Origin of the sequence: Streptomyces sp. NPDC005752, assembly GCF_040630715.1 — a bacterium.
Lineage (GTDB): Bacteria > Actinomycetota > Actinomycetes > Streptomycetales > Streptomycetaceae > Streptomyces.
Genome location: NZ_JBEXYB010000017.1, coordinates 111,629 through 129,660 on the forward strand (window position 1 = coordinate 111,629; position 18,032 = coordinate 129,660).

Here is an 18,032-nt window from a genome sequence, read left to right on the forward strand (position 1 = left end):
GTCAGGCCTCCGGAGCTTCGAACTTGGACGTGCGCTGCATGCCGGCTGCGCGGCCCTTGCCCGAGATGACCAGGGCCATCTTGCGACTGGCCTCGTCGATCATCTCGTCGCCGAGCATCGCCGAGCCCTTCTTGCCGCCCTCCTCCGAGGTGCACCAGTCGTACGCGTCGAGAATGAGTTCCGCGTGGTCGTAGTCCTCCTGCGAGGGCGAGAACACCTCGTTCGCCGCGTCGACCTGACCGGGGTGCAGCACCCACTTGCCGTCGAAGCCCAGGGCCGCCGCGCGGCCCGCGACCTCGCGGTACGCGTCCACGTCGCGGATCTGGAGGAACGGCCCGTCGATGGCCTGGAGGTCGTGCGTGCGGGCCGCCATCAGGATGCGCATCAGGATGTAGTGGTACGCGTCCGCCGGGTAGCCGGGCGGCTGCTGGCCGACGACCAGGGTCTTCATGTTGATCGAGGCCATGAAGTCGGCCGGGCCGAAGATCAGGGTCTCCACACGCGGCGAGGCGGCGGCGATGTCGTCGATGTTCACCAGGCCCTTGGCGTTCTCGATCTGCGCCTCGATGCCGATCCGGCCGACCTCGAAGCCCATGGTCTTCTCGATCTGGGTGAGCAGCAGGTCCAGCGCGACGACCTGCTGCGCGTCCTGCACCTTCGGCAGCATGATGCAGTCGAGATTGGGGCCCGCGCCCTCGACGACCGTGATGACGTCGCGGTACGTCCAGTGCGTCGTCCAGTCGTTCACCCGCACGACCCGGGTCTTGCCCGTCCAGTCGCCGTTGTTGAGCGCGTCGACGATGTGGTGACGGGCGCCCTCCTTGGCGAGCGGCGCGCACGCGTCCTCCAGGTCCAGGAACACCTGGTCGGCCGGGAGGCCCTGGGCCTTCTCCAGGAAGCGCGGGTTCGAGCCCGGCACCGCCAGACAGGAGCGGCGCGGACGAAGACGGTTCACCTGGGCGGTGGGCGTGGTCATGCGGGGACCTCCAGAGGGTCGAGCTTGTTCGCTTTCCGGATCTCGTCGACGATACGGCCGATGATCTCGGTGATGCCGAAGTCCTTCGGGGTGAAGACGGCGGCGACGCCGGCGGAGATGAGGGCGTGCGCGTCGGCCGGGGGGATGATGCCGCCGGCGATCACCGGGATGTCCGGCGCACCGGCCTCGCGCAGCCGGTTGAGTACGTCCGGCACCAGCTCGGCGTGCGAACCGGACAGGATGGAAAGGCCGACGCAGTGCACGTCCTCGGCCAGTGCGGCATCGGTGATCTGCTCGGGCGTGAGCCTGATGCCCTGGTAGACCACCTCGAAGCCGGCGTCCCTGGCGCGCACGGCGATCTGCTCGGCGCCGTTCGAGTGCCCGTCGAGACCGGGCTTGCCGACCAGCAGGCGCAGTCGCCCCACGCCCAGGTCCTCGGCGGTCCGGGTGACCTTCTCCCGGACCAGCGCGAGCGGCGTCCCCGCCTCCGCGGCGACGGCCACCGGCGCGGAGGAGACTCCGGTCGGCGCCCGGAACTCACCGAAGACATCGCGCAGGGCCCATGCCCACTCACCCGTGGTGACGCCCGCCCGCGCGCACTCGACGGTCGCCTCCATCATGTTCTCGGTGCCGGCCGCGGCCTTCTTCAGGGCCGACAGCGCCTCGGTCGCGCGGGCCTCGTCACGGTTGTCGCGCCACTCGTGCAGAGCCGCGACGACGCGGGCCTCGTTCTCCGGGTCCACCGTCATGATCGCGGCGTCCAGGTCCGCCGTCAGCGGGTTGGGTTCGGTCGTCTCGTAGATGTTGACGCCGACGATCTTCTCCTGGCCGCCCTCGATCCGCGCCCGGCGCGTCGCGTGCGACGAGACCAGCTCCGACTTCAGGTAGCCGGACTCCACGGCGGCCATCGCGCCGCCCATCTGCTGGATCCGGTCGATCTCGGCCAGCGACTCGGTGACCAGTTCTTCGACCTTGGCCTCGATGACGTGCGAGCCGGCGAAGATGTCCTCGTACTCCAGCAGGTCACTCTCGTGCGCCAGGACCTGCTGGATCCGGAGCGACCACTGCTGGTCCCAGGGGCGCGGCAGACCGAGGGCCTCGTTCCAGGCCGGCAGCTGCACGGCGCGGGCGCGCGCGTCCTTGGAGAGGGTGACGGCCAGCATCTCCAGCACGATGCGCTGGACGTTGTTCTCCGGCTGCGCTTCGGTGAGCCCCAGGGAGTTGACCTGCACGCCGTAGCGGAAGCGGCGCTGCTTGGGGTTCTCGATGCCGTACCGCTCGCGCGTGATCCGGTCCCAGATGCGGCCGAAGGCGCGCATCTTGCACATCTCCTCGATGAAGCGGACGCCCGCGTTCACGAAGAACGAGATGCGCGCGACGACGTCCCCGAACCGTTCCTCGGGCACCTGGCCGGATTCGCGCACCGCGTCGAGGACCGCGATGGCCGTCGACATGGCGTACGCGATCTCCTGGACCGGTGTCGCCCCCGCCTCCTGCAGGTGGTAACTGCAGATGTTGATCGGGTTCCACTTCGGGATGCGGTTGACGGTGTACGTGATCATGTCGGTCGTCAGCCGCAGCGACGGCCCCGGAGGGAAGACGTGCGTCCCCCGCGACAGGTACTCCTTCACGATGTCGTTCTGCGTCGTGCCCTGGAGCCTGTCCGGGTCCGCCCCCTGCTCCTCCGCGACCACCTGGTAGAGCGCCAGCAGCCACATCGCGGTGGCGTTGATCGTCATCGAGGTGTTCATCTGCTCCAGGGGGATGTCCTGGAACAGCCGCCGCATGTCACCGAGGTGCGAGACGGGGACGCCGACCCTGCCCACCTCGCCGCGGGCGAGGACGTGGTCGGGGTCGTAGCCGGTCTGCGTGGGCAGATCGAAGGCGACCGAGAGCCCCGTCTGGCCCTTGGCGAGGTTGCGCCGGTACAGCTCGTTGGACGCCTCGGCGGTCGAGTGACCGGCGTACGTCCGCATGAGCCACGGACGGTCCTTCTGACGTTCGGTCATCGTGGACCTCAGACGTTGCGGAAGCGGTTGATGGCGTCGATGTGCTGTTCGCGGAGCTCCGTGTCGCGCACACCCAGGCCCTCCCGGGGCGCCAGCGCGAGGACGCCGACCTTGCCCTGGTGCAGGTTGCGGTGCACGTCGTACGCGGCCTGGCCGGTGTCCTCCAGTGAGTAGACCTTGGAGAGCGTCGGGTGGATCTTCCCCTTGGCGATCAGGCGGTTCGCCTCCCACGCCTCACGGTAGTTGGCGAAGTGCGATCCGATGATGCGCTTGAGCGACATCCACAGGTAGCGGTTGTCGTACTCGTGGTTGTAGCCGGAGGTCGAGGCACAGGTGACGATCGTGCCGCCCTTGCGGGTGACGTAGACGCTCGCGCCGAAGGTCTCGCGGCCCGGGTGCTCGAAGACGATGTCCACGTCCTCGCCGCCGGTCAGCTCACGGATGCGCTTGCCGAACCGCTTCCACTCGCGCGGGTCCTGGTTGTGCTCGTCCTTCCAGAACTTGTAGCCCTCGGCGTTGCGGTCGATGATCGCGGTCGCGCCCATCTTCCGGCAGATGTCCGCCTTCTGGTCGCTGGAGACGACACAGATCGGGTTGGCGCCGCCGGCCAGCGCGAACTGGGTGGCGTACGAGCCGAGTCCGCCGCTCGCGCCCCAGATCAGCACGTTGTCGCCCTGCTTCATGCCGGCGCCGTTGCGCGAGACGAGCTGGCGGTACGCGGTGGAGTTGACCAGGCCCGGGGAAGCGGCCTCCTCCCAGCTGAGGTGCTTCGGCTTCGGCATCAGCTGGTTCGACTTGACGAGCGCTACCTCCGCCAGGCCACCGAAGTTGGTCTCGAAGCCCCAGATGCGCTGCTCGGGGTCGAGCATCGTGTCGTTGTGGCCGTCACTCGATTCGAGCTCGACGGACAGGCAGTGCGCGACGACCTCGTCGCCCGGGTTCCAGGCGTTGACGCCGGGCCCGGTGCGGAGCACGACGCCCGCGAGGTCGGAGCCGATGACGTGGTAGGGGAGGTCGTGGCGCTTGCTGAGGTCGCTGAGCTTGCCGTACCGCTCCAGGAAGCCGAAGGTCGAGACGGGCTCGAAGATCGACGTCCACACGGAGTTGTAGTTGACCGAGCTGGCCATGACCGCCACCAGGGCCTCGCCCGGGCCGAGCTCCGGCACCGGCACGTCCTCGATGTGGAGGGACTTGCGGGGGTCCTTGTCGCGGCTGTCGACGCCGGCGAACATCTCGGCCTCGTCCTTGTGCACGGTCACCGCGCGGTAGGACTCGGGGATGGACAGAGCCGCGAAGTCCGCGGCTGTGCTGTCCTGCGACTGGATCGCGTCCAGGATTTCCTTCACGGTGTTGCCTCCGGCAGATCGGGTCTCCAGCGCCGGGGAACGCTGGAGGTACCCCTGTGGACAGGGGGGTGCAGTGCGGTCTGGAGGTGTGCCGTCGGTTCGGCGGGGTGGTGCTTCGGCCTGCTCGGTGGAGCAGAAGGGTTGCCTGTGACGCAGGCGTCCGGGCGCGCAGACACGGTGGTTTGCGGGGACAGCCGACGTGCGAGAGGTCTCTGCACGCCGGCCGCCCGGACACCTTCAACGTATGGCACTGCGTGACAGGTGGCAAGGCACCCAGTGCCAACAATTTCTCTCAGTTGTCATCTCGTAGGCACGCATGAGCAACATCATGGCCGGTATGCCGGGTTGATCCCGTTGGTGGCGGCTCTACGGCGTGGTGCGGCAGGTGTACGGGGTCGTCGTGCTCAGGGCCGTGAGGCCGGGCCGGCGCAGGATCGGGGCCGACTCGTCGGTCGCGTCGACCTGCAGATGGCGGTAGCCGCGCCCGGCGGCCGTACGGGCCCGGTGGGCGATCAGTGCCCGGTAGATGCCCCTGCCCCGCCAGGGTGCCGCCGTACCGCCGCCCCAGAGGCCGGCGAAGCCGGTGTGGGGGTAGAGAGCTCCATGCGGGCGGCGGCTACGGCTCACCATCCGCGAGGGCCACGACCGCGACCAACGTGTCGGGGGTCTCGGCGAGCCGGGTTTCGGCGTCTGCCGACTCAGCCGGGAACGGTCGGTAACGAAGGCCCGGTCGTGGGAGTACGGCTTCCACTCGAACCCGTCGTGCCCGAGGGCGGTGTGGTTCCGCACCTGTGCCGCGATCGCAGCGTCGGCGCCGGCGACCGGCTTCCGGCCGCCCCGGCGGACGCTCAGTGCTCCTTCAGCGCCTGCTGGATCGTGCGCATGACCTCGTCCAGGGGTGCGTCCGTACGGGCCACCGCGACCAGCACCTCGCCCTCCCTGGACACCGACGCCGCAGAGGGCTTCGCGGGCTCGCCCCCCACGGTTCGCCCCGCTCCGATCCCCGTGCCGAAGGTCTCGCGGACGATCGCGAACGCGTGGTCGAGCTGCGACTCCACGTCACCCTGGCCGTCCGCGCGCAGCCAGCGCCGCAGCACGTGGTTGTGCGCGGTCACCACGGCGGACGCGGCGACCTCGGCGAGCAGCGGGTCGTCATTGCCCACATGGTGGTCGCGCTCATCGAAGTGGCCCAGCAGATAGCGCGTGAACAGTCGCTCGTAGCGGGCCACCGAGGCGATCTCGGCCTCCCGGAGCGTGGGCACCTCGCGGGTCAGCTTGTAGCGCGCGACGGAGACCGCCGGCTTGGCCGCGTACATCTTCATGACCTCTTTGATGCCGCGGCACACGGTGTCGAGCGGGTGCTCGTGCGCGGGGGCGGCGTTGAGGACGGCCTCGGCCCTGACGAGGGTGTCGTCGTGGTCCGGGAAGATGGCCTCTTCCTTGGAGCGGAAGTGACGGAAGAACGTGCGGCGGGCGACTCCGGCCGCCCCCGCGATCTCGTCGACCGTCGTCGCCTCGTACCCCTTGGTGGAGAAGAGTTCCATCGCCGCCGCCGCCAGTTCGCGGCGCATCTTGAGTCGTTGGGCGGCGGCCCGGGTGCCGGCGGCACTCTCCGGGGCGTCCGTCGCGGCGGAGGAACGAGGTGACCTGGCGGGTTGGGACATGAGGTGAACGTAACCCATCGGTGCAGGGGAGCGCGCCTGTGGGGGCGGGTCGCCCGAGGGGCCCAGCAACCCGCCCCACCCGGCCCCCGCGTCAGCGGCGGGCATATTCGCGGAAGCCGCGCCCCGTCTTACGGCCGAGGCAGCCCGCGGCCACCAGGTGCTCGAGCAGTGGCGCCGGGGCGAGACCCGGGTCGCGGAACTCGCTGTGCAGAACCTTCTCGATCGCGAGGGAGACGTCCAGGCCGACGACGTCCAGGAGTTCGAACGGCCCCATGGGGTAGCCGCCGCCCAGCTTCATCGCCGCGTCGATGTCGTCGAGCGTCGCGTAGTGCTCCTCGACCATCTTGATCGCGTTGTTGAGGTAGGGGAAGAGCAGCGCGTTCACGATGAAACCGGCCCGGTCCCCGCAGTCCACCGGATGCTTGCGCACCTTCACACAGACCTCGCGGACCGTGGCGTGCACGTCGTCGGCGGTGAGCACCGTACGGACCACCTCGACCAGCTTCATCGCGGGCGCCGGGTTGAAGAAGTGCATCCCGACGACGTCCTCGGGGCGCGAGGTCACCCGGGCGATCGCCACGACCGGCAGCGACGACGTGGTGGTCGCGAGCACAGCGCCCGGCTTGCAGACCTTGTCCAGGGTGGTGAAGAGCTCCCGCTTGATGTCCAGGTCCTCGGCGACCGCCTCGACCGCGAGGTCGACGTCGGCGAAGGAGTCCAGTGATCCCGCCGGGGTGATCCGGGCGAGGGTCTCGTTCCGCGCCTCCTCGGTCAGCCGCCCCTTGGAGACCGAACGGCCCAGGGACTTGGCGATCCGTGCCTTCGCCGTGTCCGCCTTCTCCTGGCTGCGCGCGGCCAGGACGACGGCGTACCCGGCCTTCGCGAACACCTCCGCGATGCCCGAGGCCATCGTCCCCGAGCCGGCCACGCCGACCGAGGACACCTCGCGCCCGGTGACGGCGCCCGCGCCGGCCGCCGGAGTCAGGGCGTCCGGCACCACCTCCTGGCCGCCGGGGGCGTCGTACGTGTAGAAGCCCCGGCCCGCCTTACGGCCGGTCAGGCCCGCCTCGCTCAGCTGCCCGAGCACCGGGGCCGGGGCGTGCAGCCGGTCCTGGGACGCGGAGTACATGGCCTCCAGGACCGTGCGTGCCGTGTCGATGCCGATCAGGTCGAGCAGCGCCAGAGGGCCCATCGGCAGCCCGCAGCCCAGCTTCATCGCGGCGTCGATGTCCTCACGGGAGGCGTAGTTCGCCTCGTACATGGCCGCGGCCTGGTTGAGGTAGCCGAACAGCAGGCCGTCCGCGACGAAGCCCGGACGGTCGCCGACGGCGACCGGCTCCTTGCCCAGTTCACGGGCGAGCCGGGTGACGCTGTCCACGGCCGGCGGTGCGGTCAGCACGGAGGAGACCACCTCGACGAGCTTCATGGCGGGCGCCGGATTGAAGAAGTGCAGGCCGAGGACGCGTTCCGGGTGCTGCGACTCGGCGGCCAGCCGGGTCACGGAGAGGGCGTTCGTGCCCGTCGCCAGAATCGTGGTGGGGGAGACCACGGCGTCGAGCTCCCGGAAGACCTGCTGCTTGATCTCGTACGTCTCGGGCACGACCTCGATGACCAGCTCCGCGTCCGCGGCGGCCTGCAGGTCCGAGAACGTACGGAACCGGGCGAGGATGTCGCGCCGCTCCTGCTCGGTGATCCGCTCGCGCCGCACGGCGCGCGCCGTGGAGGATTCGAGGGAGGCGACGGCCTGGCGGGCGGCGGTCTCACTGATGTCGATTCCGATGACCTCGCGGCCCGCGCGGGCCAGGACCTCGGCTATGCCGGTGCCCATGGTGCCGAGGCCGACGACGGCAATGGTGGAGAGAGGGGTGTCCATCACGGGACTCCAGGGTGAGTGACGACTGTGAGGAGCACGGCGGAGGGCGCGGTCGAAGACGACCGGCGCTCGGGGTGCGGGAACTACGTGTCGTGGTGCACGGTCCCGGGTGCGCACGGCACGCGGGGATGAGGTGACGGGCTCTGTCCCGAGCCGCGTCTCACGAACTGCCGAACCGACAAGCACTCCGGATGGCTGCGTCACCAGGCCATCGGAGCCGGCGGGTGTGTGTCCCGCTCACCTGAGCTTAACCGGCGAGTAACGAGCGCGCCAGCCCTGGCTGCCTGTGCACTGGCACACAGTTCGTCGACCACGGTGTGTCCACCGCTCTAAACTCAGCGTCATGGATGAGGAGTTCCGCTCGCTCACGGACAGGCTCGGCGACGAGGCAGGTGGGTCCGAGGCCTTCCGCAGGCTGCTCGGCACCGAGGACGACGAAGAGCTGGCCCGGGTCCTCGTGGAGCCTGAACGCCCTCTCTGGGCCCGCGAGATCGCGGCGTTCCGGCTCGGCTGCCGTGGCGACCGCCGGGCCTTCGAGGCACTGGTCCTTTTCCTCAACCACCGCGATCCGGAGCGCTGCGTGTCCGCCGCGCACGCCCTCCGGCTCCTCGGTGACCCCCGGACCCCCAGAGCGGCTGCCGCGCTCGCCACCAACAGCCTGCGGACGGGCTACGCCCTGCACCCGGTCCGGCTGCTCACCGCCCTGCGCGCACCCGAATCGGTGCCCGCCCTGGTCAGCACCCTGCACCGGCTGCTGACCCCCGACGAACCGCACTGGCGCGTGGCGCTCGCGTGCGTCGAGGGGCTGGGAAGCCTGGGGGACGACGGGGCCCGCACGGTCCTGGAGGCGGCGCTGCCGCACCCGCGGCTCGGCACGGCGGCGGCGGATGCGCTCAGGCGGCTGCCGGCGGGGTGATGGCACGGACGTACCGGACCTCCGGCACCACGGCACCTCCCGCCTCGAAGGGCTCCTCCGTACCGTCCGGCCCGAACCCTGCCCGCTCGTAGAAGCGCCGGGCCCGCACGTTCTCCTTCAGTACCCAGAGCGACATCCCGGCGTATCCGTCCGCCCGTGCGCGCGCAGTCACCTCGGCCAGCAGTGCGCGTCCGGTGCCCGTACCCGTACGGTCCGGGTGTACGTAGAGCGCGTACAGCTCCGCGCTGCCGGGCAGGGCGTCCTCGTCGCGGCACGGGCCGTAACAGGCCCAGCCGGTCACGGTGGTGGCGTCCGGGGCCTCGGCCACCAGGTTCACCGGGCCGCCTTCCGCCGCGAGGTACGTGCGTCGGCGTTCGGCGTCCCGGGCGACGTCCATCGCGTCCAGGTATCCCTGAGGGATCAGACCCGCGTACGCGTGCCGCCAGCCGCGCACCCGGATGTCCGCCACGGCGGCGCAGTCGTCGAGCGTCATGTCGCGTATGCGTAGGCCGGGGGCGTACGCGGGATCGGGCCGAGTGGTCACGCGGCCCATCCTGGCGTACGCCCCCGGTGCGGGGCCCGGTATTTCTCAGCTGCGGTTCAGCCGCGGAAGCCGAGCAGGCCGTGCAGCGTCCTGCCCTTCAGGTTCGCGCCCGCCTTCGTGGCGGGTGCGGGCTTCGGTTCCGGCAGGGCGTCGCAGACCACGTCCGCGCCCCCGCTGCCACCGCCCTTCGGGAGGGTGCCGTCGGTGAGGTAGTCCACCAGGTGGGCGTCCAGACAGTCGTTGCCGCTCAGGGTGATGCCGTGGTTGCCGCCGCCCTGCTCGACCACGAGGCCGGAGCCCTTGAGCCTGCGGCTCATGGTCACGCCGCCCTCGTAGGGCGTGGCCGCGTCGTCGGTGGCCTGGAAGATCAGCGCCGGTGGGATCCGGTCGTTGGTGACCCGCACGGGCTCCAGCGGCTCCACCGGCCAGGTGGCGCACGGGGCGTTGTACCAGGTGTTGTTCCAGGTCATGAAGGGCGACTTGCGGTGCGCCTGCCAGGTGTCGTTGCGCCAGGTGCTCCACGTCCGGGGCCAGCCGGCGTCCCGGCACTGTACGGCCGTGTAGACGGAGTAACCGTTCTCGCCGGCCTTGTCGACTGCGGCGAAGTCCTCGTACGCGGTGGCGAGCGCGTCCTGGTCCTTGTCGTTCACGTACGCCGCGAACGCCTCGGCGAGTCGCGGCCAGTAGCCGTTGTAGTAACCGCCGGGCATGAAGGTGTCCTCGAGCTCGCCCGGCCCGACCCTGCCGGCGGCGGGGTGCTTCTTCACCGCGTCGCGCATCCCGTACCAGGCGGCCTCCACCCCGGCGGGGTCCTTGCCGAGGCCGTACGTCGCGTCGTTCTTCGCGACCCACGCCGCGAAGGCCTTGTGGCGGGCGTCGAACGCGTGGTCCTGGCCGAGGTTGTCCTCGTACCAGACGCCGTCCGGGTCGACGACCGAGTCCAGCACGAGGCGGCGTACGCGCTCGGGGAACAGCTTGGCGTAGACCGCGCCCAGATACGTGCCGTAGGAGTATCCGAAGTAGTTGACCTGCCGGGCGCCCAAAGCCCGGCGGATGACGTCGAGGTCCTTCGCGGCGCTGACGGTGTCCATGTACGGCAGCAGGTCGCCGTGCTTCTCGCCGCACGCAGCCGCGAAGGACGCGGCCCGGTCGCGCGCGGTCCGCTCCGCCTCGTAGGAGTCCGGCACGGAGTCGGGACGTACGGGGTCGAAGTACTTCGGCACGCAGTTCAGGGCTGGGGTGCTCTTCCCGACCCCGCGCGGGTCGAACCCGATCACGTCGTACTGCGCGGCGAGCTTCGCGGGCAGCGAGGACGCCACGAATCCCGCCATCGAGAGCCCGCTGCCGCCCGGGCCGCCGGGGTTGACCAGCAGCGGCCCCTGCGACGTCTTCGCCGTGTGCGGGATCCGGGAGAGGGCGAGGGTGACCGGCCTGCCCGACGGGTTGTCATGGTCCAGCGGCGCGCGGACGGTCGAGCACTGCAAGGTCGGATACGCCTTCGTCCCGCAGCCGGTCCACCTGAGCGGCGCGGCGACGCGTGGTGTCACCGTGTCCGTCCCGGTGGCCGGTGCGGGCGGTGCGGACGCGGTGGACGGCGCGGCGGTCACCAGGCCCGCGACCGCGGCGCCGACGGCGACCAGAATTCCTGCACGTTTCGTCATACGGCCTCCCGTGGTCGGGCGTAGCGGCTGTGGGTGGCACAGCCCCGGCCGCATGCTTCCCGGATCCGGATGCCGAAGGACACATGTCGTCCAGAGTTGACCCGTTCGGTGAGGGGGTCGCCGCGGTCAGAGCAGCGACAGCTGGGTGGGGCCCGTCGCGGGAGCGTCCGGGAGGGACGCCGGGGCGTCGCGGGCGGTGCGGTGGGCGCCGCGGCCGTCGGCCGGGCCGATGCCGAACTCGGCCGCGAGCTCGTGCACCCGGCGGGTGATGCCCCGCTGGTACCAGGTCGGCGCGTACGCCCCGTCGGCGTACATCCGCTCGTACCGGTGCACCAGGTGCGGGTGGTGCTGTGCGAGCCACTGCATGAACCACTCGCGGGCGCCGGGCCGCAGGTGCAGGACGAGCGGCGTGACCGAGGTCGCCCCGGCGGCGGCCACGGCGCGGACCGTGGCGCGTAGCTGATCGGGGTGGTCACCGAGGAAAGGGATGACCGGGGCCATCAGTACCCCGCAGCCGATCCCGCCGTCCGTCATGGCGCGGACGACGTCCAGCCGGCGCTCGGGGGAGGGAGTGCCCGGCTCGACCGTGCGCCACAGCTCGGGGTCGGTGAATCCCACGGAGACGGAGACGCCCACCTCGGTGACCTCGGCGGCCTGCCGCAAGAGGTCGAGGTCGCGCAGGATCAGGGTGCCCTTCGTGAGGATGGAGAAGGGGTTCGCGTGGTCGCGGAGGGCCGTGATGATGCCGGGCATCAGCCGGTAGCGGCCTTCGGCCCGCTGGTAGCAGTCGACGTTCGTGCCCATCGCGATGTGCTGGCCCTCCCACTGAGGGGAGGCCAGCTGCCGGCTCAGCAGTTCGGGAGCGTTGACCTTCACGACGATCTGGGAGTCGAAACCGAGGCCGGTGTCCAGGTCCAGATAGGTGTGGGTCTTGCGTGCGAAGCAGTACACGCACGCATGGGAGCAGCCCCGGTACGGGTTCACGGTCCATTCGAACGGCATCCGGGAGGCCCCCGGTACCCGGTTCACGATCGAGCGGGCCCGGATCTCGTGGAAGGTGATCCCCTTGAATTCCGGGGTGTCGAAGGTGCGCGTCGTCACCGCGTCCGCGGCGAAGAGCGCGCCCTCACCCGGTTTTGCGGTGTTCTCTGCCAGATTGTCCCAGCGCATGCACGCCTCCTCGGTAGCACTCAGCAGAGAATAGAACATATGTTCCCTTGATCGTGCGCGGCGGAGCGCCGGACCCGATTTTGAGGGGCCGTACCCGAGGTGGTTGGCTCAGCAGCACCCCGAACAACCGAGTGCTGGAGGAGCAGGCATGGCGCAGGTCGAGGCCACGACAGAGCGGATCATCGCGGCGGACGCAGAGACGGTGTTCGATGCGCTGGCCGACTACAAGGAGGTCCGGGGCAAGGTGCTCACCGGCCACTTCAGTGAGTACGAGGTGCGTGAGGGCGGAGACGGCGAAGGCACCCTCGTTCACTGGAAGCTCCAGGCCACGAGCAAGCGGGTCCGTGACTGTCTGCTCGAGGTCACCGAGCCCACCGACGGGCAGCTGATCGAGAAGGACCGCAACTCCTCGATGGTCACCACCTGGACCGTCACCCCGGCGGGTGAGGGTAAGTCCAGGGCCGTCGTCACCACCGTATGGAACGGCGCCGGCGGCATCGGCGGGTTCTTCGAGAAGACCTTCGCGCCCAAGGGACTCGGCCGGATCTACGACGAAGTGCTGCAGAACCTCGCTGCCGAGGTCGAGAAGTAAGCCTGCGCCCCCTGCTGTTGGCGTGCGGCCGGCCTCACCGGAACGGGTGGTTTTCCCGGGTGGCCGGTTGCGCGCCGTAGTGCCTCCCACCGGCGCATAAGCCCTCTGCGTGCGCCGTGCGCGCGCCTCTTCGCGTTTGCCCCGCCTTGCCACCTGATGCGAGAAATGGGCGGCGCAGCTGCGATGAGGGGAGCGTCACGTGGTGGGTGGGATCACTCTGGTGAAGGACGAGCCGGGAGACACAGGGTACGGGCCACCCGGGCCCGGTACCCCGGTGCAGGCCGAGCCGCCCCCGCCCCCGTCCGTCGCCGGACCGGCCGCGCCGCCGGACGAGATCAGCCCCCGCAGGGTTCGGCTGGTCTTCCTCGGGCTGATGCTCACCCTGCTGCTCGCGGCGCTCGACCAGATGATCGTCGCCACCGCTCTGCCGAAGATCGTCGGTGAGCTGCACGGGCTGGACAAGATGTCCTGGGCGGTCACCGCCTATCTGCTCGCCTCCACGATCGGCCTGCCGATCTACGGGAAGCTCGGCGACCTCTTCGGCCGCAAGGGCGTCTTCCAGTTCGCCATCATCATCTTCGTCATCGGCTCCGCCCTCGCGGGCTGGTCGCGCACCATGGACGAACTCATCGCCTTCCGGGCCGTCCAGGGCATCGGCGGCGGCGGCCTCATGATCGGGGTGCAGGCGATCATCGCCGACATCGTCCCGGCGAGGGAACGGGGTCGCTACATGGGCCTCATCGGGGCCGTCTTCGGCCTCGCCTCCGTCGCGGGGCCGCTCCTCGGCGGTTTCTTCACCGACCACGCCTCCTGGCGCTGGTGCTTCTACGTCAACGTGCCGTTCGGCATCGTCACCCTGGCCGTCATCGCGGTCGTACTCAAGCTGCCCAAGCCGGCGGTCCGCCCCCGCCTCGACGTGCTGGGGGCGCTGCTGCTCGCCGCCGCGTCGACCTGCCTGGTGCTGCTCACCAGCTGGGGCGGTACGGAGTACGCCTGGGGTTCGCGCACCATCCTGGGACTCGCCGCCGGAGCCGCCGGAACGACCCTGCTCTTCCTCGTCGTCGAGCACCGCGCCGCCGAACCCGTCATCCCGCTGCGGCTGTTCCGCGACTCGGTCTTCAACGTCACCTCGCTCGTGGGCGCGGTCGTCGGAGTCGCGCTCTTCGGGGCCGCCAGCTATCTGCCGACCTACCTCCAGATGGTCGAGGGTGTGTCCGCCACCGAGTCGGGGCTGCTGATGCTGCCCATGATGGGCGGCATCGTCATCGCCTCCGTCGTCTCCGGACAGCTGGTCTCGCGCACCGGCCGCTACCGGGTCTATCCACTGGTGGGCGGAGCGGTCTCGGCCGTCGGCATGTGGCTGCTCTCCCTGCTCGACACCAACACCTCGGCGCTGGAGTACGGCATCTGGCAGGCGGTCCTGGGCATCGGGATCGGCCTCGTCATGTCCGTCCTGGTCCTGGCCGTGCAGAACTCCGTACGTCCCTCCGACCTCGGCACCGCCACCAGCGCCCACAACTACTTCCGGCAGATCGGCGGCAGCGTCGGCGCCGCGATCTTCGGCACCCTGTTCGCGGGGCGGCTCGCGGACGCGCTCGGGGTGCGGCTTCCCTCCGGTGCCGACCTTCCCGATCCTGAGTCGATCACCCCGCAGCTGGTCCACGCCATGGAGCCGGCGCTGCGCGACGCCTACATCCAGGCGTACGCCGACGCGATGCCACGGATCTTCCTCTACCTGGTGCCGGTGCTTCTGCTCGGCCTGTTCCTCGCCTTCTTCCTCAAGGAGAAACCGCTGGTGTCCCACCACACTCCGCAGACGGCCACCGACCCGACCGTGGCGCACTCCACGATCCCCGCGGCCCGCACCGACCCCGGCCCGCCGCAGCCCGGTCCCCTTTCAGGGGTCCCGGTCTGCGGATCTGTCCAGCACCCCGACGGCACGGAGGTGGGGAGGGCCGCGCTCACTCTCATCGACGTCCAGGGACGCCAGGTCGGGCGCGGGGCGAGCGGCGGGGACGGGCGGTACGCACTGAGTGCGCCCGGGGCCGGTGCCTATGTGCTGATCGCCGCCGCGGGCGGACACCAGCCGCAGGCCGTCAGCGTCACGGTCAGCGACCGGCCGGTGGAGCTCGACGTGGTCCTGGGCGGGGCCGGGCGGCTCGCCGGCGCGGTACTCACCCCCGACGGTGCCCCCGTCAGCGACGCCGCGGTCACCCTCACCGACGTACGGGGGGAAGTCGTGGCGACCACCCGGACCGGACGCGAAGGCGCCTACGTCATCAGCGAGCTGGTTGCCGGTGAGTACACCCTGGCGGCCAGCGCCCCGGCCTTCCGTCCCGCCGCCCTCCCGGTCAGCGTGCAGGCGGCCCGGGAGACCAGGCAGGACATCGAGCTGGCGGGCGGCGCGGTGCTGCGCGGGATCGTGCGCGCACCCGGCGGACGCGCCGTCGAGGACGCCAGGGTCACGCTTCTGGACGCGGCGGGCAACGTCGTCGACACCCTCACCACCGGCTCCGACGGGGCGTTCCGCTTCGTGGACCTGTCGACCGGTGAGTACACCGTGATCGCCGCCGGCTACCCGCCGGTCGCCACCGTGCTCCAACTCCCCGGAGGAGGACGGACCGAACGCGACCTCCAGCTGGGGCACGAGGACTGACGGCCGGTCAGCCGGACAGGGGGTGTGCGGAGCATCCCGCACACCCCCTGTACTCACGGCAGCAGACGGGGCCTCCGTCCCGCCGCGACGTCCTCGACCCAGCCGAGGCACGCCACCGCAGCGGAGATCAGCACCCACGCGACGCCGAACTGCACCGACAGGCTGTCCAGGCGGGGGAGACGTTCACCCTCGATGACGCCGCCTCACTGCGTTCCTTCGCCACCCGCCGGGGGGTCGGCGCGCTCTCCCTGTGGGCGGCCTTCCGCGACCGGGAGTGCGCCTCGGAGGAGGACACCTCCACAGCCTCGGACAGCTGCAGTGGAGCGGACCAGGACGCGGGGGCGCCCGCCGAAGCGCCGAGCGGCTGAGCGTCGGCCGGGCGGGCTCAGCGCGGCGGGGTCTCCCGGACCAGTGCCATCAGCGCCTTCGCCCCCGGGCTCATGGCCCGGGCCGGCGGGAGCACCACGACGCTCTCGTAGACCGGCCTCCGCGTCCCCCCGAGCTCGACGGCGACCAGGTCCCGCGCCTCCGGCTTGCGGGAGAAGTGATGCGGCACCACCGCGATCCCGAGGCCCTCGTGCACGAGCTCCAACAGGCTGTGCACGTCGTTGACCTCGAGGGCCACCGTGCTGCGGCGGACCCCGGCCGCGGCGAACGCCTCGTCCGCGGCGCGCCGGGGCCCCCAGTCCGGGTGGAAGTCGATGAACGACTCACCGCGCAGATCGCCCCAGGCCACCCGCGCGCCTTCCCGGGCGAACCGGTGGCCGGGGGCGCACAGGACGACCATGGGCTCCCGGGCCAGCGGTACGAGTTCGCCCCGCCACTCGGGCGGACTCACGGTCGCGGCGAACGCGAGGTCCAGCCGTCCTCCCGCCACCCCTTCCAGCAGGCTGGAGGTGCCCTCCTGCCGCAGCCGGATCTCCATGTGCGGGTGCTCCCGGTGGAAGGCCGCGAGCAGCCGCGCCGTGCTGACCCCGGCCACGCACTGCTCGACCCCCAGCGTCAGCGTGCCGCGCAGCAGCCCTCGTACCGCGTCGACGGCGTCCCGCGCCGCCCTGGCACCCGCCAGGGTGCGCTCCGCCTCCACCAGCAGGGCCGACCCCGCCTCGGTGAGCCGGACCGTGCGCGTCGTGCGACTGAACAGCGGCGTCTTCAACTCGTGCTCCAGCGCCCGGACGGACGCGGACAGCCCGGACTGGGACACGGCCAGACGCTCGGCCGCGCGGGTGAAGTGCTGCTCCTCGGCGACGGCGACGAAGTGCTCCAGCTGACGCAGTTCCATGATTGAGCAATCTAACCGATGAATCTCAGCGGAATCTCCTGTTGGACCGCTGGATCGTTCTCCGCCAGGCTTGGGGCGCGCACCAGACCTGGCGCGCTGTGCCGCGCCCCGTGGAGTGCTCGTATGTACCTTCCGTCCGCCGACCGTTACACCGCCATGCCCTACCGGCGCACCGGACGCAGCGGCCTGCTGCTCCCCGCGCTGTCCCTCGGGCTCTGGCACAACTTCGGAGGCGACCGGACCCCCGAGAGCCAGGGTGCGATCCTGCGCCGGGCCTTCGACCTCGGCATCACCCACTTCGACCTCGCCAACAACTACGGCCCGCCGCCCGGCTCCGCCGAGACCGCCATGGGCCGGGCCCTGAGGACGGACTTCGCCGGACTCCGCGACGAGATCGTCGTCTCCACCAAGGCGGGCTACCACATGTGGGAGGGCCCGTACGGGGAGTGGGGCTCCCGCAAGAACCTGCGCTCCTCGCTGGACCAGAGCCTCGACCGGCTCGGCCTCGACTACGTCGACGTCTTCTACTCCCACCGCTTCGACCCCGACACCCCGCTCGAGGAGACGATGGGCGCGCTCGACACAGCGGTCCGCCAGGGCAAGGCGCTCTACGCAGGCGTCTCCAACTACTCCGCGGAGCAGACCCGCGAAGCCGCCCGCATCCTGAACGAGCTCGGCACCCCGCTCCTCATCCACCAGCCGCGCTACTCCATGCTCGACCGCTGGGTCGAGGACGGACTGCTGGACGTTCTGGACGAGCTCGGCACCGGCTCCATCGCGTACTCCCCACTGGAGCAGGGCATCCTCTCCGACCGCTACCTGCACGGCATCCCGGACGGATCGCGTGCGGCGGGGAGCAGCCCCTTCCTGTCGGCCGAGGCGGTCACCCCGGACCTGGTGAGCCGACTGGGCGCGCTGAACGACCTGGCACTGGGGCGCGGACAGTCGCTCGCCCAGATGGCGCTCGCCTGGGTGCTGCGCGGAGGCCGGGTCACCTCCGCCGTCGTCGGCGCCAGCAGCGTCAGCCAGCTGGAGAACAGCGTGGCGACGGTCCGCAACCTGGAGTTCGGCGAGGACGAGCTCGCGCGGATCGACGAGCTGGTCAAGGGCACGGCCCGGGGCTGACGGCCCGCGGTCGCCCCGCGACGGTGCCGTGTGCGGTCGCCCGTGCCGGAGCCGCGTGCCAGGAACCGACCGCCGCGCTCGGGCCGCCCGCCGATGTCCTCGCCGGACCGGACGGGCGGCCCCCTGCCGTGCGCGGCCCCGCCGCCGCTGAACTCCCGGCGAAGGGAACTGGACAGCGTCCAGGATCTGTCCGAGAGTGGCGGGGGCCGATGCCGGGA

General features: G+C 70.9%; 13 protein-coding genes and 2 pseudogenes. 4 read left to right on the plus strand and 11 right to left on the minus strand.

What is annotated here, in order from left to right; translation table 11 throughout:
• Position 1: 1 nt before the first annotated feature.
• From ABZ441_RS16580 to ABZ441_RS16605, 6 genes and pseudogenes are all read right to left on the minus strand, one after another.
• Positions 2 to 976 (minus strand): CoA ester lyase, encoded by a 975-nt coding sequence (locus ABZ441_RS16580; protein WP_358973808.1) that lies wholly within the window; start codon positions 974 to 976, stop codon positions 2 to 4.
• Positions 973 to 2,985 carry a protein meaA gene (locus ABZ441_RS16585; protein ID WP_358973810.1) on the minus strand — a complete coding sequence of 671 codons (2,013 nt, stop codon included), beginning with the start codon at positions 2,983 to 2,985 and terminating at the stop codon, positions 973 to 975. Before ABZ441_RS16585 ends, ABZ441_RS16580 begins: the two co-directional genes overlap by 4 nt.
• Before the next feature lie 8 nt (positions 2,986 to 2,993).
• On the minus strand, positions 2,994 to 4,331 hold the full coding sequence (ccrA, locus tag ABZ441_RS16590; RefSeq protein WP_358973813.1) for a crotonyl-CoA carboxylase/reductase: 1,338 nt from the start codon (positions 4,329 to 4,331) through the stop codon (positions 2,994 to 2,996).
• 366 nt (positions 4,332 to 4,697) lie between these two features.
• A pseudogene (locus ABZ441_RS16595) lies at positions 4,698 to 5,150 on the minus strand (GNAT family N-acetyltransferase); the annotation flags it as partial.
• Between the two features lie 29 nt (positions 5,151 to 5,179).
• Positions 5,180 to 5,995: a TetR family transcriptional regulator gene (locus ABZ441_RS16600; protein WP_358973816.1), complete on the minus strand. Its 816-nt coding sequence runs from the start codon at positions 5,993 to 5,995 to the stop codon at positions 5,180 to 5,182.
• Between the two features lie 91 nt (positions 5,996 to 6,086).
• Positions 6,087 to 7,868: a 3-hydroxybutyryl-CoA dehydrogenase gene (locus tag ABZ441_RS16605; RefSeq protein WP_358973818.1), complete on the minus strand. Its 1,782-nt coding sequence runs from the start codon at positions 7,866 to 7,868 to the stop codon at positions 6,087 to 6,089.
• Positions 7,869 to 8,211: 343 nt separating this feature from the next.
• On the opposite strand from ABZ441_RS16605, the gene ABZ441_RS16610 reads away from it, so the two are divergent.
• Positions 8,212 to 8,784: an adenylosuccinate lyase gene (locus tag ABZ441_RS16610; protein ID WP_358973821.1), complete on the plus strand. Its 573-nt coding sequence runs from the start codon at positions 8,212 to 8,214 to the stop codon at positions 8,782 to 8,784.
• Here the strand turns inward: ABZ441_RS16610 and ABZ441_RS16615 are convergent.
• The 3 genes from ABZ441_RS16615 to ABZ441_RS16625 form a co-directional block, all read right to left on the minus strand.
• Positions 8,762 to 9,337: a GNAT family N-acetyltransferase gene (locus ABZ441_RS16615; RefSeq protein ID WP_358973825.1), complete on the minus strand. Its 576-nt coding sequence runs from the start codon at positions 9,335 to 9,337 to the stop codon at positions 8,762 to 8,764. The two genes, ABZ441_RS16610 and ABZ441_RS16615, sit on opposite strands and share 23 nt — an antisense overlap.
• 47 nt (positions 9,338 to 9,384) lie before the next feature.
• Positions 9,385 to 10,989: an alpha/beta hydrolase gene (locus tag ABZ441_RS16620; RefSeq protein ID WP_358973828.1), complete on the minus strand. Its 1,605-nt coding sequence runs from the start codon at positions 10,987 to 10,989 to the stop codon at positions 9,385 to 9,387.
• Positions 10,990 to 11,115: 126 nt separating this feature from the next.
• Entirely contained in the window at positions 11,116 to 12,159 is a 1,044-nt protein-coding gene (locus tag ABZ441_RS16625) for an Rv2578c family radical SAM protein (protein WP_358973831.1), read from the minus strand.
• A 148-nt stretch (positions 12,160 to 12,307) separates the two neighbouring features.
• Between ABZ441_RS16625 and ABZ441_RS16630 the strand changes: the two genes are divergently transcribed.
• Positions 12,308 to 12,751 carry an SRPBCC family protein gene (locus ABZ441_RS16630; RefSeq protein WP_358973834.1) on the plus strand — a complete coding sequence of 148 codons (444 nt, stop codon included), beginning with the start codon at positions 12,308 to 12,310 and terminating at the stop codon, positions 12,749 to 12,751.
• A gap of 199 nt (positions 12,752 to 12,950) precedes the next feature.
• Entirely contained in the window at positions 12,951 to 15,407 is a 2,457-nt protein-coding gene (locus ABZ441_RS16635) for an MFS transporter (protein WP_358973837.1), read from the plus strand.
• Positions 15,408 to 15,460: 53 nt separating this feature from the next.
• Here the strand turns inward: ABZ441_RS16635 and ABZ441_RS16640 are convergent.
• Positions 15,461 to 15,577, minus strand: a pseudogene (locus ABZ441_RS16640) (acyltransferase); the annotation flags it as partial.
• A 215-nt stretch (positions 15,578 to 15,792) separates the two neighbouring features.
• Positions 15,793 to 16,689 (minus strand): LysR family transcriptional regulator, encoded by an 897-nt coding sequence (locus ABZ441_RS16645; protein ID WP_358973839.1) that lies wholly within the window; start codon positions 16,687 to 16,689, stop codon positions 15,793 to 15,795.
• 123 nt (positions 16,690 to 16,812) lie between these two features.
• Between ABZ441_RS16645 and ABZ441_RS16650 the strand changes: the two genes are divergently transcribed.
• The gene (locus ABZ441_RS16650; protein WP_358973842.1) at positions 16,813 to 17,814 is read left to right on the plus strand and encodes an aldo/keto reductase; all 1,002 of its coding nucleotides are present in this window, start codon (positions 16,813 to 16,815) and stop codon (positions 17,812 to 17,814) included.
• Positions 17,815 to 18,032 lie beyond the last annotated feature (218 nt).